21 protein-coding genes are annotated in these 20,669 nt (G+C 60.2%); all 21 read left to right on the top strand.

Annotation, left to right across the window (positions count from 1 at the left end; translation table 11 throughout):
- The first annotated feature begins 113 nt into the window (after positions 1-113).
- The 21 genes from dnaK (at position 114) to HEP89_RS06245 (ending at position 20,385) form a co-directional block, all read left to right on the top strand.
- Entirely contained in the window at positions 114-2,036 is a 1,923-nt protein-coding gene (dnaK, locus tag HEP89_RS06345; RefSeq protein WP_022999135.1) for a molecular chaperone DnaK, read from the top strand.
- A 162-nt stretch (positions 2,037-2,198) separates the two neighbouring features.
- Positions 2,199-3,329: a molecular chaperone DnaJ gene (gene dnaJ, locus HEP89_RS06340; protein WP_022999133.1), complete on the top strand. Its 1,131-nt coding sequence runs from the start codon at positions 2,199-2,201 to the stop codon at positions 3,327-3,329.
- Positions 3,330-3,434: 105 nt separating this feature from the next.
- Positions 3,435-4,097 carry an rRNA adenine N-6-methyltransferase family protein gene (locus HEP89_RS06335; RefSeq protein WP_083660359.1) on the top strand — a complete coding sequence of 221 codons (663 nt, stop codon included), beginning with the start codon at positions 3,435-3,437 and terminating at the stop codon, positions 4,095-4,097.
- A gap of 125 nt (positions 4,098-4,222) precedes the next feature.
- Complete coding sequence (locus tag HEP89_RS06330) at positions 4,223-4,798, top strand: NAD(P)H-dependent oxidoreductase (RefSeq protein WP_055657064.1); 576 nt, start codon at positions 4,223-4,225, stop codon at positions 4,796-4,798.
- Positions 4,799-4,972: 174 nt separating this feature from the next.
- Entirely contained in the window at positions 4,973-5,533 is a 561-nt protein-coding gene (hslV, locus tag HEP89_RS06325; RefSeq protein ID WP_022999130.1) for an ATP-dependent protease subunit HslV, read from the top strand.
- A gap of 6 nt (positions 5,534-5,539) precedes the next feature.
- On the top strand, positions 5,540-6,058 hold the full coding sequence (locus HEP89_RS06320) for a GNAT family N-acetyltransferase (protein ID WP_168691561.1): 519 nt from the start codon (positions 5,540-5,542) through the stop codon (positions 6,056-6,058).
- A 3-nt stretch (positions 6,059-6,061) separates the two neighbouring features.
- Positions 6,062-7,366, top strand: a complete 1,305-nt coding sequence (gene hslU / locus HEP89_RS06315; protein ID WP_022999128.1) for an ATP-dependent protease ATPase subunit HslU — start codon at positions 6,062-6,064, stop codon at positions 7,364-7,366.
- Positions 7,367-7,455: 89 nt separating this feature from the next.
- Positions 7,456-7,950 carry a universal stress protein gene (locus HEP89_RS06310; RefSeq protein ID WP_031268712.1) on the top strand — a complete coding sequence of 165 codons (495 nt, stop codon included), beginning with the start codon at positions 7,456-7,458 and terminating at the stop codon, positions 7,948-7,950.
- Between the two features lie 190 nt (positions 7,951-8,140).
- Positions 8,141-8,698 carry a NifU family protein gene (locus HEP89_RS06305; protein WP_031268711.1) on the top strand — a complete coding sequence of 186 codons (558 nt, stop codon included), beginning with the start codon at positions 8,141-8,143 and terminating at the stop codon, positions 8,696-8,698.
- 180 nt (positions 8,699-8,878) lie between these two features.
- Positions 8,879-9,556: a tRNA (adenosine(37)-N6)-threonylcarbamoyltransferase complex dimerization subunit type 1 TsaB gene (gene tsaB, locus HEP89_RS06300; RefSeq protein WP_062492022.1), complete on the top strand. Its 678-nt coding sequence runs from the start codon at positions 8,879-8,881 to the stop codon at positions 9,554-9,556.
- Positions 9,553-10,041 (top strand): ribosomal protein S18-alanine N-acetyltransferase, encoded by a 489-nt coding sequence (gene rimI / locus HEP89_RS06295; protein WP_022999124.1) that lies wholly within the window; start codon positions 9,553-9,555, stop codon positions 10,039-10,041. Before tsaB ends, rimI begins: the two co-directional genes overlap by 4 nt.
- 54 nt (positions 10,042-10,095) lie before the next feature.
- The gene (locus tag HEP89_RS06290) at positions 10,096-10,545 is read left to right on the top strand and encodes a Fur family transcriptional regulator (protein WP_031268709.1); all 450 of its coding nucleotides are present in this window, start codon (positions 10,096-10,098) and stop codon (positions 10,543-10,545) included.
- Positions 10,538-11,404 (top strand): lysophospholipid acyltransferase family protein, encoded by an 867-nt coding sequence (locus tag HEP89_RS06285; RefSeq protein WP_077291048.1) that lies wholly within the window; start codon positions 10,538-10,540, stop codon positions 11,402-11,404. The genes HEP89_RS06290 and HEP89_RS06285 overlap by 8 nt, the downstream gene beginning before the upstream one ends.
- 234 nt (positions 11,405-11,638) lie before the next feature.
- Positions 11,639-13,054 (top strand): tRNA (N6-isopentenyl adenosine(37)-C2)-methylthiotransferase MiaB, encoded by a 1,416-nt coding sequence (miaB, locus tag HEP89_RS06280; RefSeq protein ID WP_286201031.1) that lies wholly within the window; start codon positions 11,639-11,641, stop codon positions 13,052-13,054.
- Positions 13,055-13,138: 84 nt separating this feature from the next.
- Entirely contained in the window at positions 13,139-14,200 is a 1,062-nt protein-coding gene (locus HEP89_RS06275; RefSeq protein WP_022999120.1) for a PhoH family protein, read from the top strand.
- Positions 14,201-14,216: 16 nt separating this feature from the next.
- Complete coding sequence (gene ybeY, locus HEP89_RS06270; RefSeq protein WP_168691686.1) at positions 14,217-14,732, top strand: rRNA maturation RNase YbeY; 516 nt, start codon at positions 14,217-14,219, stop codon at positions 14,730-14,732.
- 35 nt (positions 14,733-14,767) lie between these two features.
- Positions 14,768-15,964, top strand: coding sequence for a hemolysin family protein (locus tag HEP89_RS06265; RefSeq protein ID WP_022999118.1), 1,197 nt, complete (start codon positions 14,768-14,770; stop codon positions 15,962-15,964).
- A 157-nt stretch (positions 15,965-16,121) separates the two neighbouring features.
- Positions 16,122-17,738 (top strand): apolipoprotein N-acyltransferase, encoded by a 1,617-nt coding sequence (gene lnt / locus HEP89_RS06260; RefSeq protein ID WP_209014464.1) that lies wholly within the window; start codon positions 16,122-16,124, stop codon positions 17,736-17,738.
- Between the two features lie 190 nt (positions 17,739-17,928).
- Positions 17,929-18,333: a helix-turn-helix transcriptional regulator gene (locus HEP89_RS06255; protein ID WP_023014432.1), complete on the top strand. Its 405-nt coding sequence runs from the start codon at positions 17,929-17,931 to the stop codon at positions 18,331-18,333.
- Positions 18,334-18,445: 112 nt separating this feature from the next.
- Positions 18,446-19,618, top strand: coding sequence for a methionine adenosyltransferase (metK, locus tag HEP89_RS06250; RefSeq protein WP_022999115.1), 1,173 nt, complete (start codon positions 18,446-18,448; stop codon positions 19,616-19,618).
- An 80-nt stretch (positions 19,619-19,698) separates the two neighbouring features.
- Positions 19,699-20,385: a tRNA (guanine(46)-N(7))-methyltransferase TrmB gene (locus tag HEP89_RS06245; RefSeq protein ID WP_062490913.1), complete on the top strand. Its 687-nt coding sequence runs from the start codon at positions 19,699-19,701 to the stop codon at positions 20,383-20,385.
- Positions 20,386-20,669 lie beyond the last annotated feature (284 nt).

Below are 20,669 nucleotides of genomic sequence, written 5' to 3'. Positions count from 1 at the left end.
AATCATGAGCCTAGCGTTCTGGCGCGATGTCCGGGGGAACCCGGAACCCAACTGAGAGGAGCCGGAATGACGCCTTTTTGGGTCTATCCGGTTTGCTAGAAAGAGAGGCAGATATGGCAAAGGTCATTGGTATCGACCTCGGCACGACGAACTCGTGCGTCGCCGTCATGGACGGCAAGGATTCCAAGGTAATTGAAAACGCAGAAGGCGCCCGCACCACCCCGTCGATGGTGGCCTTCTCCGACGATGGCGAGCGTCTCGTCGGCCAGCCGGCAAAACGCCAGGCGGTCACGAACCCGACCAACACCCTTTTTGCAGTCAAGCGCCTGATCGGTCGCCGGTACAGCGATCCGACCGTCGACAAGGACAAGAAGCTTGTCCCGTTCGAAATCGTCAAGGCCGACAATGGCGACGCATGGGTGGAAGCCAACGGCGACAAATACTCCCCGTCCCAGGTGTCCGCTTTCATCCTTCAGAAGATGAAGGAAACCGCAGAGAGCTATCTCGGCGAAAAAGTGACCCAGGCGGTCATCACCGTTCCGGCATACTTCAACGACGCGCAGCGCCAGGCAACCAAGGATGCCGGCAAGATCGCGGGTCTTGAAGTCCTGCGCATCATCAACGAGCCGACGGCAGCAGCGCTTGCTTACGGTCTCGACAAGAACGACGGTAAAACCATCGCGGTCTACGACCTTGGTGGCGGTACGTTCGACGTTTCCGTCCTGGAAATCGGCGACGGCGTCTTCGAAGTGAAGTCCACCAACGGCGACACCTTCCTCGGCGGTGAAGACTTCGACATGGTTCTCGTCGACTACCTCGCGTCCGAGTTCAAGAAGGACCAGGGCATCGACCTGAAGAACGACAAGCTGGCCCTGCAGCGCCTGAAGGAAGCTGCGGAAAAGGCGAAGATCGAACTGTCGTCCTCTTCCCAGACCGAAATCAACCTGCCGTTCATCACGGCGGACGCTTCCGGTCCGAAGCACCTGACGCTGAAACTCACCCGCGCCAAGTTCGAGTCGCTGGTTGAAGATCTGGTCAAGCGCACCATCGAGCCGATGAAAGCCGCTCTGAAAGACGCAGGTCTTGCTCCCGGTGAAATCGACGAAGTGGTTCTGGTCGGCGGCATGACCCGCATGCCGAAGATCCAGGAAACCGTGAAGACCTTCTTCGGCAAGGACCCGCACAAGGGTGTGAACCCGGATGAAGTCGTGGCCATGGGCGCTGCGATCCAGGCTGGCGTTCTGCAGGGCGACGTCAAGGACGTTCTGCTGCTCGACGTGACCCCGCTGTCGCTCGGCATCGAAACGCTTGGCGGTGTCTTCACCCGTCTGATCGACCGCAACACGACGATCCCGACCAAGAAGAGCCAGGTGTTCTCGACCGCTGAAGACAATCAGACGGCCGTGACCATCCGCGTCTTCCAGGGTGAGCGCGAAATGGCTGCGGACAACAAGATCCTCGGTCAGTTCGACCTGGTCGGCCTGCCGCCGGCACCGCGCGGCGTTCCGCAGATCGAAGTCACCTTCGACATCGACGCCAACGGTATCGTCAACGTGTCCGCGAAGGACAAGGGCACCGGCAAGGAACAGCAGATCCGCATCCAGGCCTCCGGCGGCCTCAGCGACAGCGACATCGACCAGATGATCAAGGACGCTGAATCCCACGCCGATGAGGACAAGAAGCGGAAGGAACTGGTGGAAGCCAAGAACCAGGGCGAATCCCTGGTCCATTCCACCGACAAGTCCCTGAAGGACTACGGCGACAAGGTTTCCGAGGACGACAAGTCCGCCATCGAGACCGCGCTCGCCTCCCTGAAGTCTGCTCTTGAAGGTGAAGACCTGGAAGACATCAAGGCCAAGACCCAGGCTCTGGCAGAAGCTTCCATGAAACTTGGCGAAGCCATGTATCAGGCAGCTCAGGCTGACGCCCAGGCAGAAGACGGCGAGGAAGCCGATCCGAAAGCCAAGGCCGAAGACGATGTCGTTGATGCGGATTTTGAAGAAGTCAAAGAAGACGACGACAAAAAATCCGCATAACCGAAAAATACCAGCCAGCCGGGTTCCGGCTGGCTGGTCCAATCCTGGCGCCGGTCGCTCGACTGCCTGATGAAAGGGCACTTGTGCGCGGCGCCTTCGCCGTAATTGGCGCCGGCATTTGCCAGGCCGCCAGCGGTGCAACAACAAGACCGGAAGATCTTGATGTCGAAACGTGATTTCTATGAGGTGCTGGGTGTTTCGCGTGAGGCGGACGAAAAAGCGCTGAAAAGCGCCTACCGCAAGATGGCCATGCAATTTCACCCGGACCGCAATCCGGGCGACGAGGCCGCCGAAGCCAAGTTCAAGGAAGTCAACGAGGCCTATGACACGCTGAAGGACAGCCAGAAGCGTGCAGCCTATGACCGTTTCGGCCATGCGGCCTTCGAAAACGGTGGTTTTGGCGGCGGCGGTGCCGGCGCCCACGACTTTTCCTCCACCATGTCCGATATCTTCGAGGAATTCTTCGGCATGGGTGGCGGCGGTGGCCGCCGGTCGGGCGGACGCGAGCGCGGTGCGGACCTGCGCTACAATCTGGATATCACGCTGGAGGATGCCTTCACCGGAAAGACGGTGGAGATAGAGGTTCCCACCAGCGTTACCTGCGACGATTGCTCCGGTTCGGGCGCAAAGCCCGGAACCAGCCCGACGACCTGCCGCACCTGTGGCGGGGCAGGCCGCGTGCGTGCCGCGCAGGGCTTCTTCACGCTGGAACGCACCTGTCCAAGCTGTCAGGGACGCGGCCAGGTGATTACCGATCCGTGCGAAAGCTGTAGCGGCTCCGGACGCAAGACCCAGGAGCGCACGCTGTCGGTCAACATTCCGGCCGGTATCGAGGACGGAACTCGTATTCGGCTGGCAGGTGAAGGTGAAGCAGGCGTGCGCGGTGGCCCCGCGGGCGATCTCTATATCTTCCTCTCCATAAGGCCGCACGAGCTTTTCCAGCGCGACGGCGCCGATCTTTACTGCCGCGTGCCGATTTCCATGTCGACCGCGACCCTGGGTGGTCAGTTCGACGTGCCGACGGTCGAAGGGTCTACCAGCCGCGTGAAGGTGCCCGAAGGCACCCAGACCGGAAAGCAGTTCCGGTTGCGTGGCAAGGGCATGCCGATCATGCGTTCCAGCCAGCACGGCGACATGTATATTCAGGTCACGGTCGAAACACCGACCAATCTGACCCGGCGCCAACGTGAGCTTTTGGCGGAATTCGAGAAGGAATCCTCCGGTGAAAACCACCCGGAATCGGCTGGGTTTTTCTCCAAGGTGAAGGATTTCATCGATAATCTCGGTGCATAAGCAGTCTGCAAAGGGTGACGTATGCGTGCAATATGTGCGCTTGCCCATGGCATCTTATTGCAATCACTCCTATATTCCCCGCGTGGGGGATGTGAGTGAGGAAAGATGCTGAAACGCAATAGCTCGCGCCGGGAAGCTTTTCGGGAAAAGCTTGAGAAGGCAAGTGCCGTTCGGGCGAAGGTGCTCGATGAAGTCAAATTCATCCGTTCCTGGGCTCAGAACCCGCTTCGAACCGGTGCCGTTGCCCCTTCCGGCCCAGAGCTCGCCGCCAAGATGGCGTCCTTTCTGACACCGCGTCCCCATTCAAGAGTTGTGGAACTCGGGCCGGGAACCGGCGTCGTCACGAAGGCGATTCTGGACCGTGGATTTTCCTCCCAGCAGCTCAGGCTCATCGAGTATTGCCCGGAATTTTGCGAACTGCTGACCCGCAGATACCCCGGCCTGAAAATTGTCCAGGGTGATGCCTACGCCCTTGGCGCCACCCTCTCGCGCGCCGGTGATACGCTGTCGGCTGCGGAAGACCAGCGCCATTCGCTTGACGGCATCGTCTCGTCCCTGCCGCTGCTGACGCGACCGGAAACGGTCCGCAAGGCGCTGCTGGCGGAAGCTCTGGAAATTCTGAAACCGGGCGCGCCCTTCATCCAGTTTTCCTACGGGCTGGTCGCTCCGGTGAAGCCGGACAACCGCTCTGTCTCCGTCTTCAGTTCGGACTGGGTCTGGAAAAACCTGCCTCCGGCACGCGTCTGGGTTTACCGCAAGGCCCATTGAGGGCTCAGACGGCAGGGGACAGCGGGCAAGAAGCACTCCCATTTCCCGAAAAGCGCCCTAAACTTGCTCTCAGGCGGTTCACCGCGGTGCCACGCGCGAGCCGGACACTTGTAGGGTAGGTTCTGATGCGCAATCCGAAGATCCTCGTTTGCTCGGGCTCGGTCCGAAGCGGTTCCTTCAACGGCAGACTGACGGCGCTGGCCGCCAAGAAACTTGCGATCCTGGATGCTCAGGTGACGCATCTGTCGCTGAAGGACTATCCGTTGCCGATCTACGACGGCGATCTGGAGGATACGAATGGCGTTCCGGAAAATGCCAGGAAACTCAAACGCTTGTTCCTGGCGCAGGATGGCATTTTTCTGTCCTGTCCGGAATATAACGCCGGCATCTCGCCGCTGCTGAAAAACACCCTGGACTGGATCAGCCGCGTGAAGGAACCGGGCGATCCCTACAAGACCAAGGTCTTTGCGCTCGGTGCAGCTTCGACCGGCGCGTTCGGCGGCATGCGCGGTCTGATCGGCATGCGCACCATTCTGGAAGTCGGCCTTGGAGCAATGGTCCTGCCGCAGATGGTGGCCGTACCCAAAGCGGCGGGCGCGTTTGACGACAAGGGCGAACTTTCCGATGAACGGGCAGGCGGCCAGCTCGACAAGCTGGTGGACGCACTTTTGCGGGCAACCCGGATCGAGATGTCGCACTGAGGCTTCGAATTGCCGGCAGAAATCGCCCTGAAAATGTGTGTCTTGAGCCGATTTCGGCCGGCTTCATAGCCGGGCTTAACAGGGCCGCATCCCATTGACTGCTTGGAAATACCGGATTTGCCGCCTACATAGGGCGGCAGACAAGTTGACCATGAAGATTGCCAAGAGGATTGAATGAGCGAAACGCGCGAACCGGCCCAGTGGCACGGTACGACGATCATGATGGTGCGCAAGGGTGGCAAGGTGGTGATCGCCGGTGACGGCCAGGTCTCCCTCGGCCAGACCGTGATCAAGCACACCGCCCGCAAGGTACGCCTGCTGGCCAAGGGCGAGGTTATTGCCGGTTTTGCCGGTGCAACCGCCGATGCCTTCACCTTGTTCGAGCGCCTTGAAGCGAAGCTGGAACAATATCCCGGCCAGCTGATGCGCGCCTGCGTGGAACTTGCCAAGGACTGGCGGACCGACCGCTATCTGCGCCGACTGGAAGCGATGATGCTGGTGGCCGACAAGAACGTGTCGCTGGTGCTGACCGGTACCGGCGACGTTCTGGAGCCCGAAGGGGGTGTCATGGGTATAGGTTCAGGCGGCAACTATGCACTTGCGGCCGGACGTGCCCTGGCAGATACCGACTTTGACGCAGAAACCATAGCCCGCAAGGCGATGGCGGTTGCAGCCGAAATCTGCGTTTACACAAACGCCAGCGTGACGGTCGAGTCGCTGGATACGGCCGAGTAAGGGCCGATGATTTCGTTTCGCCCCGTCACCGCCGAGGATTTGCCCATGCTGGCGAATTGGTTGGTGCGGCCGCACTGGCGGCAATGGTGGGGCGATCCGGACGAAGAGTTGAGCAACATCCGGGACATGGTCGAAGGCAGGGATACGACCCGGCCTTTCATCTTTCAGGAAGACGGCACCGACAAGGGCTATATCCAGGTCTGGTTTGTCGGCGATCAGCAGGGAAGCGCATTTGCGGCGGATTATCCCTGGCTGGAACGGCTGCCGGCAGAGGCTGTCGGTGTCGACCTCTCGATTGCATTCGAGGAAGATCTGTCCCGGGGACTTGGAACAAGAACTTTGCAGGCGTTTGTCCGCCAGTTGCGCGAGGAAGGTCACGAACGGATCATCATCGATCCGGATCCGGCCAATCTCAGGGCCCTGAAGGCCTATCGCAAGGCGGGCTTTCAGGAGATCGAAGCGCTTCTGGGACGCACCGGCGACTGCCTGCTGATGGAACTCGTAAGTAAAGAAGGCGTGTCTTAAACAATGTCCGATTTTTCTCCGCGTGAGATCGTTTCCGAACTCGACCGCTACATCGTCGGCCAGAAAGATGCCAAGCGCGCGGTCGCAATTGCATTGCGCAACCGCTGGCGCCGCCAGCAGCTGCAAGGCCAGATGCGCGAGGAAGTTCTGCCGAAGAACATCCTGATGATCGGCCCGACCGGCGTCGGCAAGACCGAAATTTCCCGCCGTCTGGCAAAGCTGGCAAATGCCCCCTTCACCAAGGTGGAAGCCACCAAGTTCACAGAGGTCGGCTATGTCGGCCGCGACGTGGAGCAGATCGTCCGTGATCTGGTGGAAGCCGGCATCACGCTGGTGCGCGACCAGAAGCGAGAAGCGGTGAAGGCCAAGGCACACATGCTGGCCGAGGAACGCGTGCTGGATGCGCTGGTCGGCAAGAACGCAAGCCCGGCAACCCGGGACAGCTTCCGCACCAAGCTGCGCAATGGTGAGATGGACGAGAAGGAAATCGAGGTCGAGGTCCGGGCCCAGGCACAGATGCCGAGCTTTGATCTGCCGGGCATGCCGGGTGCCAGCGTCGGGGTGATGAATGTTTCCGATCTGCTGGGCAAGGCGTTCGGCGGCCAGACCAAGACCAAACGCACCACCGTTCGTGACAGCTACCAGCTCCTGATCAACGAGGAATCCGACAAGCTGCTCGACGACGACAAGGTGGTGGAAGAGGCAATCTCACTTGTCGAGAATTCCGGCATCGTCTTCCTGGACGAGATCGACAAGATCTGCGCCCGTGAAGGGCGTGCGGGGGCCGATGTTTCTCGTGAAGGCGTGCAGCGCGACCTGCTGCCGCTGATCGAAGGAACAGTCGTCTCCACCAAGCACGGACCGGTCAAGACCGACCACATCCTGTTCATCGCTTCCGGTGCATTCCACGTCGCAAAGCCTTCGGACCTTTTGCCGGAGCTGCAGGGCCGCCTGCCGATCCGGGTCGAGCTGCGTGCGCTCGACAAGGACGATTTCCGCGCGATCCTGACCGAACCGGAAGCCAGCCTCATCAAGCAGTATGTGGCTCTGATGGAAACGGAAAAGGTCACGCTGAACTTCACAGAGGATGCCATCGACGAGATCGCCTCGATCGCGGTTGATCTCAATGCCTCTGTCGAGAACATCGGTGCCCGCCGTCTGCAGACGGTGATGGAGCGCATTCTCGACGAGATTTCCTTCACGGCGCCGGACCGTCCGGGTGAAGAGGTGGAGATCACGGGCAAATTCGTTCGCGACAACATCGGCGACCTTGCCAAGAACGTCGACCTGTCGAAGTTCATCCTCTAGGAGGCATGCGGAAAGACACCGGTTGAGCGCTTCGTGCGCGGCGATTTCGCCGCTTGCGGAGTGCGCGGACCGGTGGCAGCATGCGGCCCATGGTAGCTATCAGAAAAAGCAACGAGGAAGGCCACCGCCGGAAGTTTCTGGTCGTGGTCGACGAGACGCCCGAATGTGACCGGGCGATCGTATATGCCGCAAAACGGGCGGCCCGGACCGGCGGCGTCGTGACGCTGGTCTTCATCATTGCGCCTGGCGACTTCCAGCATTGGCTGGGGGTTGAAGACATCATGCGAGCGGAAGCCCAGGAAGAAGCCGAGGCAGCGCTTGCGAAAGCTGCCGAGCGCGTGCGGTCCGTTGCCCGTACCGAACCGGAATCGGTGGTGAGGGAAGGGACTAAGGCCGAGGAGATCATGGAGCTGATCGAGGCGGATGCCGACATCGCCATCCTGATCCTGGCCGCCAGCACGGGCTCTGAAGGGCCGGGACCGCTGGTGTCGTCGATTGCCGGAAAATCCGCGGGAACCTTCCCCATTCCGGTGACGATCGTGCCGGGTAACCTGGACGATGATTCCATCGCCGCGCTGGCTTGACGAGCGATCGCAGGGCGGCCGGATTCAAGAAGACGGCTTGACCAGGCAGGATCTGCACCTATCTAGTTTTTAACGGTTCCAAACTGCCGAGAGATACGTTAGAAACATTCATCGGCGTTTTGCGATGGAGGTGAGGCGCAAAACGAAGCCGGCAACATGGGCGCGACCTGAAGCGCAAGGACGAGACAAGATGTTCATTCAAACCGAAGCCACTCCCAATCCGGCGACACTGAAATTCCTGCCGGGACGGGTTGTCCTGCCGGAGGGAACCTACGATTTCCGCTCCAGGACCGACGCCGGGGTGTCGCCTCTTGCACAGAAACTGTTTGACGTGCCGGGCGTGGTGGCGGTCTTCTTCGGCCACGACTTCGTGACCGTGACCAAGGACGAAACCGACTGGCAGCACATGAAACCCGCCATCCTGGGCGTGATCATGGAGCAGTTCATGTCCGGACAGCCGGTCATGGCTACCAGCGAAGCGGAAAATATCGAGGAAGGAGAATTCTTCGAGGCAGGTGACGCAGACACCGTCAGCACCATCAAGGAACTCCTGGAAACGCGGGTGCGTCCGGCTGTGGCGCAGGATGGTGGCGACATCACCTTCAAGGGCTTCAAGGAAGGCGTGGTCTATCTGTCCATGCGCGGTGCCTGCGCCGGCTGCCCGTCATCCACGGCAACACTGCAGCACGGCATCCAGAACCTGCTGCGTCACTTCGTTCCGGAAGTCGAGGAAGTCCGCCCGATCTGATCGGAGCATTCCTGAAGAATTTCAAAGGCCCGGCCTCTTGTCCGGGCCTTTAATATTTTCGACTCCCATTCTTTGTGGAAGGCAAGCCCCCCTTTGGACTTAGGTCCAAAGCCCCGCTCGACTCGCGGGCCGGGGCGGGGTAGTGGCATGTGGGACACGAAAACCATGAGCCAAACCGGAATGCGCGTCCTCGCCATCGATACAGCCCTTGCCAATTGCGCCGCCGCCGTTCTCGACGACGGTGTCGAAACCGCGTGTTTCGAGGCGTGCGGCGAGGAGATCGGCCGCGGCCATGCCGAGAAGCTGATGGACATGATCGGTGAGGTCATGGCCGAGTCGTCCACCACCTTTTCCGAGCTCGACCGCGTTGCCGTGACCATCGGACCCGGCAGCTTTACCGGCCTTCGCGTCGGACTGGCGGTTGCCCGCGGCTTTGGTCTCGTGCTCGGAAAGCCGGTTGTCGGCGTAACGACACTGGCAGCCATTGCCCGTTCCGCCGTACCAGGGGATGACGGCGGTCCCGTGCTGGTGGCACTGACGGGAAAGGCAGACGAGGTCTACTGCCAGCTTTATCATGCGTCCGGCACCGCTGCCGATGAAGCCGGTGTCCGTACCATCGCAGATCTTGCGGCGAACTTGCCCAAGGACATAAGATTGGCAGGATCGGCATCGGAAAAAATCGCGAGGGAGCTTGGACTTCCGGAAAGCGCGATATTGTCCCGCAGCACTTTCCCGGGTATTCGGGATGTCGCGGAACTGGGGATCTCCGCCGATCCTTCGAGGTCATCCCCTTCGCCACTCTATTTGCGGCCGCCCGATGCGACGCCGCAAACGAAGGGAAGGATAGAACGGCAATGAGTTTTTGGTGGTTCTGGACCCAGCCGCCGGTGATAGAAGAGGCGCTGGACGAGGATCTACCGAAGATTGCCGACATCCACGCGCTTTGTTTCAAGCACAAATGGAATACGGACGAGCTTGCACGGATGAAAGCGCACGCGGGAACGATGTTTCTGGTGGCACGCCGGGCGAGCCCCTATGGCACGCGCGCACCGCTTGGTTTCCTGATCGTGCGCACCGTTGCCGATGAAGCCGAAGTCATCACCATTGCGGTTCACCCGCGCCAGCGCGGCCGTGGCATCGGCAAGAAGCTGATGGAAGCCGGCCTGTTCCGGCTATACGGTGAACGTTGCAAACATCTTTTTCTGGAAGTGGACGCAGCCAACGAACCGGCTCTGCTGCTGTATCGGGCGCTCGGCTTCAAGGAAGTCGGCAGCCGCAAAGGCTATTACAGCGACAGTGGAGGAGACGGCACCGCGCTTGTCATGCGCGTCGATCTTGGTTAAGCGCTGTAGCGGAAACGGATACGGTATCGGAAACAGACAGCGGACGGCATCGCAATGGCGGAAGAGCGGCAATCAACGCTAGCGGACTTGTGCATCGAAAAAGGTATGCGCATGACCGAACAGCGTCGCGTCATTGCCTCCGTCATCGAAGCCGCGTCCGACGAGCACCCGGACGTCGAGGAACTCTACCGCCGCTCCGTGGCGATCGATCCCGGCATTTCCATTTCGACGGTCTATCGCACGGTGAAGCTGTTCGAGGACGCCGGCATGATCGAACGGCACGATTTTCGTGATGGTCGGTCGCGTTATGAAACCGTTCCGGACGAGCATCACGACCATCTGATCGATCTGCGCTCCGGCCAGGTCATCGAGTTCCGCAACGAGGAAATCGAGGCTTTGCAGGAATTCATCGCCAAGAAGCTGGGTTACCGTCTGGTCGATCACCGGCTGGAACTTTATGGCGTCCCGCTCGATGTCCCGAAGGATAATCAGGGCGATGGCTGAGCTCAAGGCCGGGGTTATCATCTTCCTTCTGACGCTGGTCTCGCTGGTGCTGATCCCGCTTCAGTGGCTGGCGGTGAAGCTCGGGCTGAAGATGCAGCGAAAACTGCCCCAGCTCTGGCACCGGATCGCCACCCGGCTTGTGGGCATCAAGATCGAGCAGATCGGGGCCCCTGCCGTGGACCGGCCGTTGCTGATCGCCTCCAACCACGCATCCTGGGTCGATATCACCGTGGTCGGCTCGCTGATGCCTCTCTCCTTCATCGCCAAGTCCGAGGTTTCCGGCTGGCCCATTTTCGGTCTGTTCGCCAAGCTTCAGCGCACGGTGTTCGTCAATCGCACCCGGCGCACGGAAACCGCCCAGGTTGCCGATGCCATCGCCGTTCGCATGGCTGCCGGCGACGCGATGGTCCTGTTTGCCGAAGGTACCTCCAACGACGGCAATTGCGTCCTGCCGTTTCGCTCGGCCCTACTGGGCGCCGCCACCCGTGCGGTCGGCGAGGACGAAACCTCGAAAGTCTGGGTGCAGCCGCTTTCAGTCGCCTATCAAGGCTTCTACGGCCTGCCGATGGGTCGGGCCCATCGGCCGCATGTCGCCTGGTATGGCGATATGGAACTCGCCGGCCATCTGTGGGGCATCTTTTCGCGCGGTGCACTCGACGTGGTGGTGCGCTGGGGCGAGCCGGTTCTGGTTGATCGGACAACGGACCGGAAAGCCCTGACCCGCCGTCTGGAAACGGAGGTTCGGGCCATGACGATAGCCTCGCTGCTGCAAAAGCCGGTCGACACCGAAGATTTCAGCGAAATCGAGACACTCGAGTTCTTCTCAAACGCGGAAAAAACCGCTAAAGCTGGCGCCTGAATTTGCAAGGTGTCGTCCGCCGCCGGTCTCAGGCGCGGGTCCCGGGCATGAAGGACGGATCGATCCTGTGCCTGTGCCGGGTGAACTGCCCGATGAAGGTACCGACATTCACGACATCCGGCCGCCTGAAAAAGGCCAGCGTATCAAGGCCATGAGGAGCCCCACGAGGAGCGAATGACAAGCCGCCCTGAACAAGACATGGAAACGAACGTCACCACCGTTTCCGCCGCCGATATGACAGACGCCCGCAAGGGCGGGAACAACCGCAAGGTGTTCGTGCGTACCTATGGCTGCCAGATGAACGTCTACGACAGCGAGCGCATGACCGATGTGCTGGCACCGGAAGGATTCGAGGCGACGGACGATCTGGAAGACGCGGATCTTGTCATTCTGAACACCTGCCATATTCGTGAAAAGGCAGCCGAGAAAGTCTATTCGGAGCTTGGCCGCATTCGCAAGGTCAAGGAAGAGCGGGCAAAATCCGGCAAGGACATGATGGTGGGTGTCGCTGGCTGCGTTGCGCAGGCGGAGGGCGAGGAAATTTCTCGCCGGGCTCCGATTGTTGATCTTGTGGTAGGCCCGCAGAGTTATCATCAGCTGCCGTCCCTTCTGGAAAAGGCCCGCGCAGGCTCCAAGGTCGTCGAGACCGAGTTTGATATCGACGCCAAGTTCAATCACCTGTCGGAACGAGCCGAAAAGCAAGTTCTCAAACGCCCGCCGTCCGCCTTCCTGACCGTGCAGGAAGGCTGCGACAAGTTCTGTACCTTCTGCGTCGTTCCCTACACGCGCGGGGCCGAAGTCTCCCGCTCTGTCGAGCAGATCGTCAGCGAAGCCCAACGCATGGCCGCGGCCGGGGTACGCGAGATCACGCTGCTGGGCCAGAATGTCAACGCGTATCACGGCACATCGCCGGACGGTGCCGTCTGGGGTCTTGGCCGGTTGCTGCGTCGTCTGGCGGAAATCGACGGTCTGGACCGGCTGCGCTACACCACCAGCCATCCGCGCGACATGGATAATGACCTGATCGAGGCGCATCGGGACCTGAAAAGCCTGATGCCGTATCTGCACCTGCCGGTGCAGTCCGGGTCCGACAAGATCCTGAAGGCGATGAACCGCCGGCACACGCGCGATGAGTATTTCCGCCTGATCGACCGCATTCGCGAGGTCTCTCCCGACATTGCGCTCTCAGGCGATTTCATCGTCGGTTTCCCGGGCGAGAGCGACCAGGATTTCGAAGACACGATGGATCTGATTCGACAGGTCGGCTATGGCTCGGCCTTCTCGTTCAAATACAGTTCCAGGCCCGGTACGCCCGGCGCAACCATGGACGAACAGGTGCCGGAGGACGTCAAGTCCGCACGGCTGGCCGCGCTTCAGGCGCTGGTTGCCGAGCAGCAGAAGGCGTTCAACGCCTCGCGTCTGGGCATGACCTGCGATGTGCTTCTGGAGAAGACCGGCCGCAATCCCGGACAGCTGGTCGGCAAGTCGCCGTGGTTGCAGCCGGTGCAACTGGATGCACCTGAAGACCTCATCGGGTCGATACAAGCGGTGGAAATCGTCGACATCGGGTCCAATTCTCTGTTCGGGCGGCTGATTGCGGGGCAAGATGATCTTGGAAGGTCCGGACGCATCCCGGCTCCGGCGGCCTAAAGGAGACGTCATTTGACGCGCGACAGCCACTCTTCATCCCGCAAGTCTTCGGTACAATCCTCTGCGGCCGGTTCGGCCTCCGACATGACCCATATTGTTCTTGCCTTTGAAGATAACCGGCTGATCGGAGATCTGTTTGGGCAATTCGACCAGAACCTTGCGCTGATCGAGCAGCGTCTCGGCATCGACGCGATTGCTCGTGGCAACCAGGTGACACTGAAAGGCAGCCAGGTTGGCTGCGCCCAGGCGCGCACGGCTCTGGAAGCCATGTATCAGCGTTTGCTGCAGGGGCAGGAAATCCACCCGGGTGATGTCGACGGCGCGCTGCGCATGGCAGCGGCTGCGGAAGCGCAGCTGCCGTTGCCGACGCTGGAGCCGAAGTCCCGGCTGGCCTTCGCCCAGATCGCGACCCGCCGGAAAACGATCGTCGCCCGCACACCGACCCAGGATGCCTACATCCGGTCGATGGATCGGGCCGACCTGATTTTCGGAACCGGCCCGGCCGGTACCGGCAAGACCTTTCTGGCGGTTGCCTATGCAGCAGCTCTTCTGGAGCGCGGCGATGTGGCCCGTCTGATCCTGTCCCGTCCTGCCGTGGAAGCCGGTGAGCGCCTCGGCTTCCTGCCGGGTGAAATGAAGGACAAGGTCGATCCGTACCTGCGGCCGATCTACGATGCGCTTTACGAGATGATGCCGGCCGAAAAGGTCGATCGTGGCTTGCAGTCCGGCATGATCGAAGTGGCGCCGCTCGCCTTCATGCGCGGCCGCACGCTCTCCAACGCGGTGGTGCTGCTCGACGAGGCACAGAACACGACCTCCATGCAGATGAAGATGTTCCTGACGCGTCTTGGGGAAGGCTCGAAGATGATCGTCACCGGCGATCCGAGCCAGATCGACCTGCCGTCAGGGCAGATGTCCGGTCTGCGCGAAGCGCTGGGGCTTTTGACGGACATTCCGGAAGTTGCCCATATCCGATTCAACGAGAAGGACGTTGTCCGTCACGAGCTGGTCGGACGCATCGTGACCGCTTACGACAACGCCTCTCGGGAAGAATCGGAAGCGCGCGAGCGCCGCTTTGCCGAGCGACAACGTGGTGCGGACCGCGACGGTGCCTCTGCGCGCCCTCGTGAAGCCGCAAATTCCTGAAAAGCCCTTGCCGACGATGCCAGACCGATTGCCTGATAGTTTTCAGATAGACCTGTCGATAGAAGCGGGTGATTGGCCGGCGGAAAGCCAGTTGGAGGCAATAGCTGCAAAGGCAATCACCGCTGCCTTTGCGGGGGCGGATCTGGAAGTGCTGGAGGGAACCGAAGTCTCGCTGCTGTTTACCGATGACGCGTCGATCCGGCAGCTGAACGCGAAATGGCGCGACAAGGACAAGGCAACGAACGTCCTGTCCTTTCCCGGCAGCGATCCGCAAGGCGACGTTTATGGCCCCCTTCTGGGGGACATCGTTTTCGCCTATGAAACCGTCGCAGCGGAAGCTGCAGACCTTGGAATTGAATTTTCCGATCACCTTACCCATCTGACTGTTCACGGTTTGCTTCACCTTTTCGATTATGATCATCAGGAAAGTGAAGAGGCGGAACTGATGGAAAGCCTTGAGAAGTCCATTCTGGCGTCTCTTGGCATCGATGACCCTTACGCGGACAGGCCACTTGTGGCCGACGGCGGTTAAGTGGCATCATGGGATGTGATGTTCTTGATTGATGGATGATGAACTCAATTGAACCGCAAAGTCCGGCAACCGGGCAGAAGCCTGCCAGCACCGGACAGGACCAGGACGGGGAAGACCCGCAACAGCTGAAGCCGCAGAAACCTGCGGCCTTTCTCGATCTTCTCAAACGCTTCCTGCGCTTGGGCCGCCAGTCTTCGAGCTTGCGCGAGAACCTGGAGGACGAGCTTGCTCGCGAAGGTGGTGATGCTGCCTTCTCGCCGGAGGAGCGAATGCTCCTCGGCAACATTCTGAGACTGCGCGAATTGCGCGTCGACGACGTCATGATCCCGCGTGCGGATATCGACGCGGTCGATCTGGAAACCAGCCTGAGCCGCGTCATGGAACTGTTCCAGACGAGCGGGCATTCGCGCATGCCGGTTTACGAAGAGACGCTCGACGATCCGCGCGGCATGGTCCACATCAAGGATTTGATGGCCTATATCGCGGAACGTGGCGCTTCGAACCGTCCTGCAACTTCTGTGGACAATGAAAACGATACAACCGGCTTTCAACCGTCCAATTCGAATGCGCCTGCGCGGAACGGTCACAACATGCCCGACCTGGACCTGTCCTGCGTCGACCTGTCGGTCTCGCTGAAGGACACGGATCTGCTGCGCAATCTCTTGTTCGTGCCGCCGTCGATGCCGGCGACGGACCTGATGGCGAAAATGCAGGCCGATCGTATCCAGATGGCGCTGGTGATCGACGAATACGGCGGAACCGACGGACTTGTGTCGCTGGAAGATCTTGTCGAGGAAGTTGTTGGTGATATCGAAGACGAACACGACGAGGACGAGGAAGCCATGCTGGCTGCCGCCGGCGAGGGCGTGTGGATCGCAGATCCGCGTCTGCCGCTTGAGGAACTCGACGAAGCGCTCGGCACGCAGCTGAACGACGGCGAGATTTCCGAGGACGTCGATACGCTCGGTGGTCTGCTCTATGTCTCCGTTGGCCGCGTACCGGTCCGCGGCGAGCTGCTGCTGGTGCCGGATGAAGTGCCCGGGTTCGAATTCGAGATAATGGATGCGGATCCGCGCCGCATCAAGCGCCTGAAGATCCGCCGCCGCCGCGCCGACGCGCGCCCGCCGGATCTTCGCCGCCGTCCAAAGCGGACCGATTCCGTTTCCGGCGAGAGCAGCCAGGACAGCGAAAGCACCAAGACCAAGGTTGCTGCGTCCAGCGGAAACGGATGAGCGGCCGGACGCCGAAACCAGCCAAAAGGATGCTTGCCAACGGTGCCGATGGCCCGTCGTCTCGAAGCCACTTCTTCGCGCGCCGTTGGTATTAACCCTTGACCCCACTGCGGCGAGCCGACAAATCTCCTGACCGCAAGTATGGGGAAGCTCTTTGATGCAATGGTTGTCACACCGCCTGTCGGCCCTGCCAAATACCTTTCTTCTGGCATGGGGCTGGCAGCGCCGTCTCTTGTGCGCCGCCTGCGGTGCGCTGACGGCCTTTGCGCTTCCCCCTTATGACTTCACTTTCGTGCTTCTGGTCACGTTTCCCTGTCTTGTCTGGATGCTGGACGGAGCGGTCGATCCCGCACCCGGCAAGCGGGTTCAGCGGTTTCGCACGGGCTTCGCGCTCGGCTGGTTGTTCGGCTTCGGCTATTTTCTCTCGGGCCTTTGGTGGATCGGTGCGGCGTTTCTGGTGGAAGCGGAGCGCTTTGCCTGGCTGATGCCCTTTGCCGTGCTGGCAATGCCTGTCGGACTGGCGCTGTTCACGGGCCTTGGGGTGGCACTGGCCGCGATATTCTGGAGTGACCAGTTTCGCCGCATCCTGGTGCTTGCTACCGGCCTGACCCTGACGGACTGGCTGCGCGGCCATGTCCTGACCGGGTTTCCCTGGAATGCCTTCGGCTATGGCGTGTCCGGATCGCTGAGCGTGTCGCAGGCGGCAAGTCTTGTCGGGCTCTATGGTCTCACCTTCTTCGTGGTTGCGGTCTTTTCGACGCCGGCCGTTCTGGCCGACGCTCGCCCGTTTCGCCAGCGCGTGACGGCCGTTGTCGCTGCCGCGGTTGCCCTAGCCGCGGTTGCGGGTTATGGCGCCGTCAGGCTCTGGCAGACGGCATTGCCCGTTGCCGATCTCGACATCCGAATCGTACAGCCATCGATCGATCAGAAAGACAAATGGCGGCCGGAGCTGCGCGACGAGATCTTTCAGACCTTCCTCGACATGACCGAAGCGCCGCTTGGCGGTGCCGCGCGCGTCGGACAGCCGCGCATGGTGGTCTGGCCGGAATCGGCCGTTCCCTTCCTGCTGACACAGGAGCCGGGAGCCTTGTTCCGGATCGGTCAGTCGCTCGGTGACAAGACCGAACTGGTGACCGGTGCAATCCGGGCCGAGCCCGGCATGAGAGGGGCTGATTACTTCAACAGCGTCTTCGTCATCGGCACCGAGGGCACCGTCCAGGGCATCTACGACAAGGTTCGGCTCGTGCCTTTTGGCGAATACGTTCCGTTTAAACCTCTGCTTGAATCACTGGGAATTTCTAACCTTGCGGGCCCCATGGATGGGTTCGAGGCCGGGTATCAACCGCGTGTACTGACCACCTCCGAAAGTTTTAGTTTTCTACCCATGATTTGCTATGAGGCAATTTTTCCGGGATCTCTGGACGGTGTTTCCAGAAGGCCGGACTTTCTGCTGAACGTTACCAACGACGCCTGGTTTGGCCGGACGCCCGGCCCTTATCAGCATCTCGCACAGGCTCGTTTACGTGCCATCGAAACCGGCCTGCCGCTGATTAGAGCTGCAAATACAGGCATTTCAGCGGTGATTGATGCCAAAGGTCAGGTGGTCGCGAAACTCGCGATATTCGAAAAAGGTCTGATCGATTCCAAGCTTCCGCAGAGACTAGACAATACTCTCTACGGCATTTTTGGCGATCTGCCCGTGCTCGTTATCTCGTTTCTTATCGTAGTATTTGCCTGGTTTTACCAATACAACCGCGATTCGCGTGTAAATTGATATTTTTTGTTTGAGTTGAGTGAAGAAACTGTGATACAACCGTGAAATAGCCGATTGAAGGCTGCTTCATGTACAAGTGAAAGGTTGCGGGCAAACTTCGGTCTCTTGAGCCTGTGGGGGGATGTCAGGAGAGCTTGTGCAAACGAAAACGAGCGGGCTTTTTCCGCGAGAAAAAGAAAGAGCGACACAGATGCCCAGTAAAAAGTCTCCGAATCCGATCGATATTCATGTTGGCAGCCGCGTCCGGCTTCGCCGCATGATGCTAGGCATGAGTCAGGAAAAGCTTGGCGAAAGTCTGGGCATCACCTTCCAGCAGATCCAGAAATACGAAAAAGGCACCAACCGTATCGGTGCCAGCCGGTTGCAACACATCGCAACCGTTTTGAAAGTCCCGGTTTCCTTTTTCTTCGAAGATGCGCCCGGTACGCCTGAAGAGGCGGAAGGCTTCGGCGAAACGCAGCCGACCTCTTATGTCGTCGACTTCCTGTCTTCTTCCGAAGGCCTGTCCCTGAACAAGGCATTCGTGCGGATTGAAGACCCGAAAGTACGCCGCCGGATCGTCGATCTGGTCCGGTCTCTGGCTGGCGACGACTGACAAAATTCACGCGCGCGCTTGACGCGGCGAAGAACTTCTAAGATTGATGCAGACGGAGCGGCGATGACAATCGCCGCTCCTGTCATATTCATTCCCAGAAGGACGATCGCCAATGGCACGTCAGAATTACCTGTTTACCTCCGAGTCCGTCTCCGAAGGGCATCCGGATAAAGTATGCGACCGTATTTCCGATGCGGTTGTAGATGCCTACCTCAAGGAAATGCCGGAAGCGCGCGTTGCCTGTGAAACCCTGGCAACGACCAACCGCATCGTGATCGCCGGCGAAACCCGCGGTCCGTCAACCATCACCAACGATTACATCGCTCATCTTGCCCGCATGGCCGTCAAGGATATCGGCTACGAGCAAGATGGTTTCCATTGGGAAAACTGCGATATCGCCGTTCACCTTCACGCGCAGTCAGCGCACATCGCCCAGGGCGTTGATGCTGCCGACAACAAGGACGAAGGTGCTGGCGATCAGGGCATCATGTTCGGTTACGCCTGCCGTGAAACCGAAGAATTGATGCCGGCGCCGATCCTGTTTTCGCACAAGATCCTGCGTCTTCTGGCCGACGTCCGCAAATCCGGTCAGGAGCCTGCGCTCGGTCCGGACGCAAAGAGCCAGGTAACCGTCCGCTACGTCGACGGCAAGCCGGTCGAGGCAACCTCGATCGTTCTGTCGACCCAGCATCTGGATCCGGCCCTGACCTCCTCCGACGTGCGCGCCATTGTCGAACCTTACATCCGCACTGCACTGCCGGAAGGCTTCATCACCGGCGACACCGTCTGGCACGTCAACCCGACCGGTGCCTTCGTCATCGGCGGCCCTGACGGCGATGCCGGCTTGACTGGCCGCAAGATCATTGTCGACACCTACGGTGGTGCGGCTCCGCATGGTGGCGGCGCATTCTCCGGCAAGGATCCGACCAAGGTGGACCGTTCGGCAGCCTACGCGGCGCGCTATCTTGCCAAGAACGTTGTTGCAGCCGATCTGTCCGACCGCTGCACCATTCAGCTTTCCTACGCCATCGGCGTTCCGGAGCCGCTGTCGGTCTACGTCGACCTGCATGGCACCGGCCGTTGCGATGAAGCCAAGCTGGAAAAAGCGTTGCGCGATGTCATGGGCCTCAGCCCGCGCGGCATCCGCCAGCACCTGAAGCTGAACAACCCGATCTATGAGCGCACCGCCGCTTACGGCCACTTCGGCCGCGAACCTGAGGCCGATGGCGGCTTCAGCTGGGAAAAGACGGATCTGGTTGACGCGCTGCGCCCGCTTGCGGGATAAGCTGCGCCTACGCTGAACATGGAAGAAGTGAAGCAGATCGCCGGTTCAGTGCCGGCGATCTGTCGTTTTGAAGTTGAATTATGACTGACCGCTACGAAGGTTCCTTTTACGGCCGCCGCAAGGGCAAGCCGTTGAGCCCGCGCCGTGAGGCGCTGATGGAAAACGAACTGCCGCGCCTGGCGCTGGACCTGGCAACACCCGCTCCGGAGGATCTGAAGACCCTCTTTGATGCGGATGTCGACGAGGTGTGTCTGGAGGTCGGTTTTGGCGGCGGTGAGCATCTGCTTCACCGGGCCAGAACCAATCCGCGTGTCGGCTTCATTGGCGTCGAACCTTTCGTCGGCAGCATGGCCAAGGCCGTGAATGCCGTCGTGGGGGAGGGGTTCCGCAATATCCGCCTTTACGATGATGATGCCGTCAATGTTCTGGACTGGTTGCCCGAGGCAAGTCTCGACCTAGCCTATCAGCTCTATCCGGATCCCTGGCCGAAAAAGCGCCATTGGAAGCGCCGGTTCATCAACGAACAGAATCTCGATCGCTATGCCCGGGCCATCAAGCCCGGCCACGAGTTCCGTTTTGCCAGCGACATCGATACCTACGTCGACTGGACACTGCGCCATTGCCGCGACCATGCGGCGTTCGAATGGGCGGCGGAAACAGCGTCCGACTGGAAAACACCCTGGGAGGGCTGGCCAAGTACACGCTACGAGGCGAAGGCCATCCGCGAGGGGCGTATCGGACGGTACCTGACTTTCTGCAGGGTGTAGCGGCACATCGCGGAGAACGGCGCGTTTGCTGCCGTTTATCGGGGGATTCCGGACTGGCGCTAACTTCTTTGAGGAATTTGGCCCGGCCTCTTGCCTTTTTGCCCCCTTTGGCGTTATACAGCCCGTGTTTCACCTCAAACGGCTTATCTGAGCACTTTGAGAGTGGGCCCGCCGGGGACCCGCTCTTTTTTGCTTACATAACCGGAAACCAACGAGTTCGAGCAGGACTGCCCTATGTAAATCGACAATCAGGTGCATCTGATGCTCAAGAGCCGGTAACGGCC

This window comes from Labrenzia sp. 5N (assembly GCF_012395805.1).
In the GTDB taxonomy this organism is placed as follows: Bacteria; Pseudomonadota; Alphaproteobacteria; order Rhizobiales; family Stappiaceae; genus Roseibium; species Roseibium algicola.
Note: the sequence above shows the minus strand (reverse complement) of the source record. Positions and strands in the feature narration are given on the sequence as shown.

What these genes read in the sequence shown, in the direction of transcription:
- lnt (WP_209014464.1), top strand. Translation starts at nt 16,122, where the DNA reads ATGCAATGGTTGTCACACCGCCTGTCGGCCCTGCCAAATACCTTTCTT.
- tsaB (WP_062492022.1), top strand. Translation starts at nt 8,879, where the DNA reads ATGCGCGTCCTCGCCATCGATACAGCCCTTGCCAATTGCGCCGCCGCC.
- HEP89_RS06320 (WP_168691561.1), top strand. Translation starts at nt 5,540, where the DNA reads ATGATTTCGTTTCGCCCCGTCACCGCCGAGGATTTGCCCATGCTGGCG.
- HEP89_RS06275 (WP_022999120.1), top strand. Translation starts at nt 13,139, where the DNA reads ATGACCCATATTGTTCTTGCCTTTGAAGATAACCGGCTGATCGGAGAT.
- dnaJ (WP_022999133.1), top strand. Translation starts at nt 2,199, where the DNA reads ATGTCGAAACGTGATTTCTATGAGGTGCTGGGTGTTTCGCGTGAGGCG.
- miaB (WP_286201031.1), top strand. Translation starts at nt 11,639, where the DNA reads ATGACAGACGCCCGCAAGGGCGGGAACAACCGCAAGGTGTTCGTGCGT.
- hslU (WP_022999128.1), top strand. Translation starts at nt 6,062, where the DNA reads ATGTCCGATTTTTCTCCGCGTGAGATCGTTTCCGAACTCGACCGCTAC.
- HEP89_RS06255 (WP_023014432.1), top strand. Translation starts at nt 17,929, where the DNA reads ATGCCCAGTAAAAAGTCTCCGAATCCGATCGATATTCATGTTGGCAGC.
- dnaK (WP_022999135.1), top strand. Translation starts at nt 114, where the DNA reads ATGGCAAAGGTCATTGGTATCGACCTCGGCACGACGAACTCGTGCGTC.
- HEP89_RS06330 (WP_055657064.1), top strand. Translation starts at nt 4,223, where the DNA reads ATGCGCAATCCGAAGATCCTCGTTTGCTCGGGCTCGGTCCGAAGCGGT.
- HEP89_RS06290 (WP_031268709.1), top strand. Translation starts at nt 10,096, where the DNA reads ATGGCGGAAGAGCGGCAATCAACGCTAGCGGACTTGTGCATCGAAAAA.
- HEP89_RS06245 (WP_062490913.1), top strand. Translation starts at nt 19,699, where the DNA reads ATGACTGACCGCTACGAAGGTTCCTTTTACGGCCGCCGCAAGGGCAAG.
- HEP89_RS06310 (WP_031268712.1), top strand. Translation starts at nt 7,456, where the DNA reads ATGGTAGCTATCAGAAAAAGCAACGAGGAAGGCCACCGCCGGAAGTTT.
- HEP89_RS06335 (WP_083660359.1), top strand. Translation starts at nt 3,435, where the DNA reads ATGCTGAAACGCAATAGCTCGCGCCGGGAAGCTTTTCGGGAAAAGCTT.
- HEP89_RS06285 (WP_077291048.1), top strand. Translation starts at nt 10,538, where the DNA reads ATGGCTGAGCTCAAGGCCGGGGTTATCATCTTCCTTCTGACGCTGGTC.
- hslV (WP_022999130.1), top strand. Translation starts at nt 4,973, where the DNA reads ATGAGCGAAACGCGCGAACCGGCCCAGTGGCACGGTACGACGATCATG.
- metK (WP_022999115.1), top strand. Translation starts at nt 18,446, where the DNA reads ATGGCACGTCAGAATTACCTGTTTACCTCCGAGTCCGTCTCCGAAGGG.
- ybeY (WP_168691686.1), top strand. Translation starts at nt 14,217, where the DNA reads ATGCCAGACCGATTGCCTGATAGTTTTCAGATAGACCTGTCGATAGAA.
- HEP89_RS06265 (WP_022999118.1), top strand. Translation starts at nt 14,768, where the DNA reads ATGATGAACTCAATTGAACCGCAAAGTCCGGCAACCGGGCAGAAGCCT.
- rimI (WP_022999124.1), top strand. Translation starts at nt 9,553, where the DNA reads ATGAGTTTTTGGTGGTTCTGGACCCAGCCGCCGGTGATAGAAGAGGCG.
- HEP89_RS06305 (WP_031268711.1), top strand. Translation starts at nt 8,141, where the DNA reads ATGTTCATTCAAACCGAAGCCACTCCCAATCCGGCGACACTGAAATTC.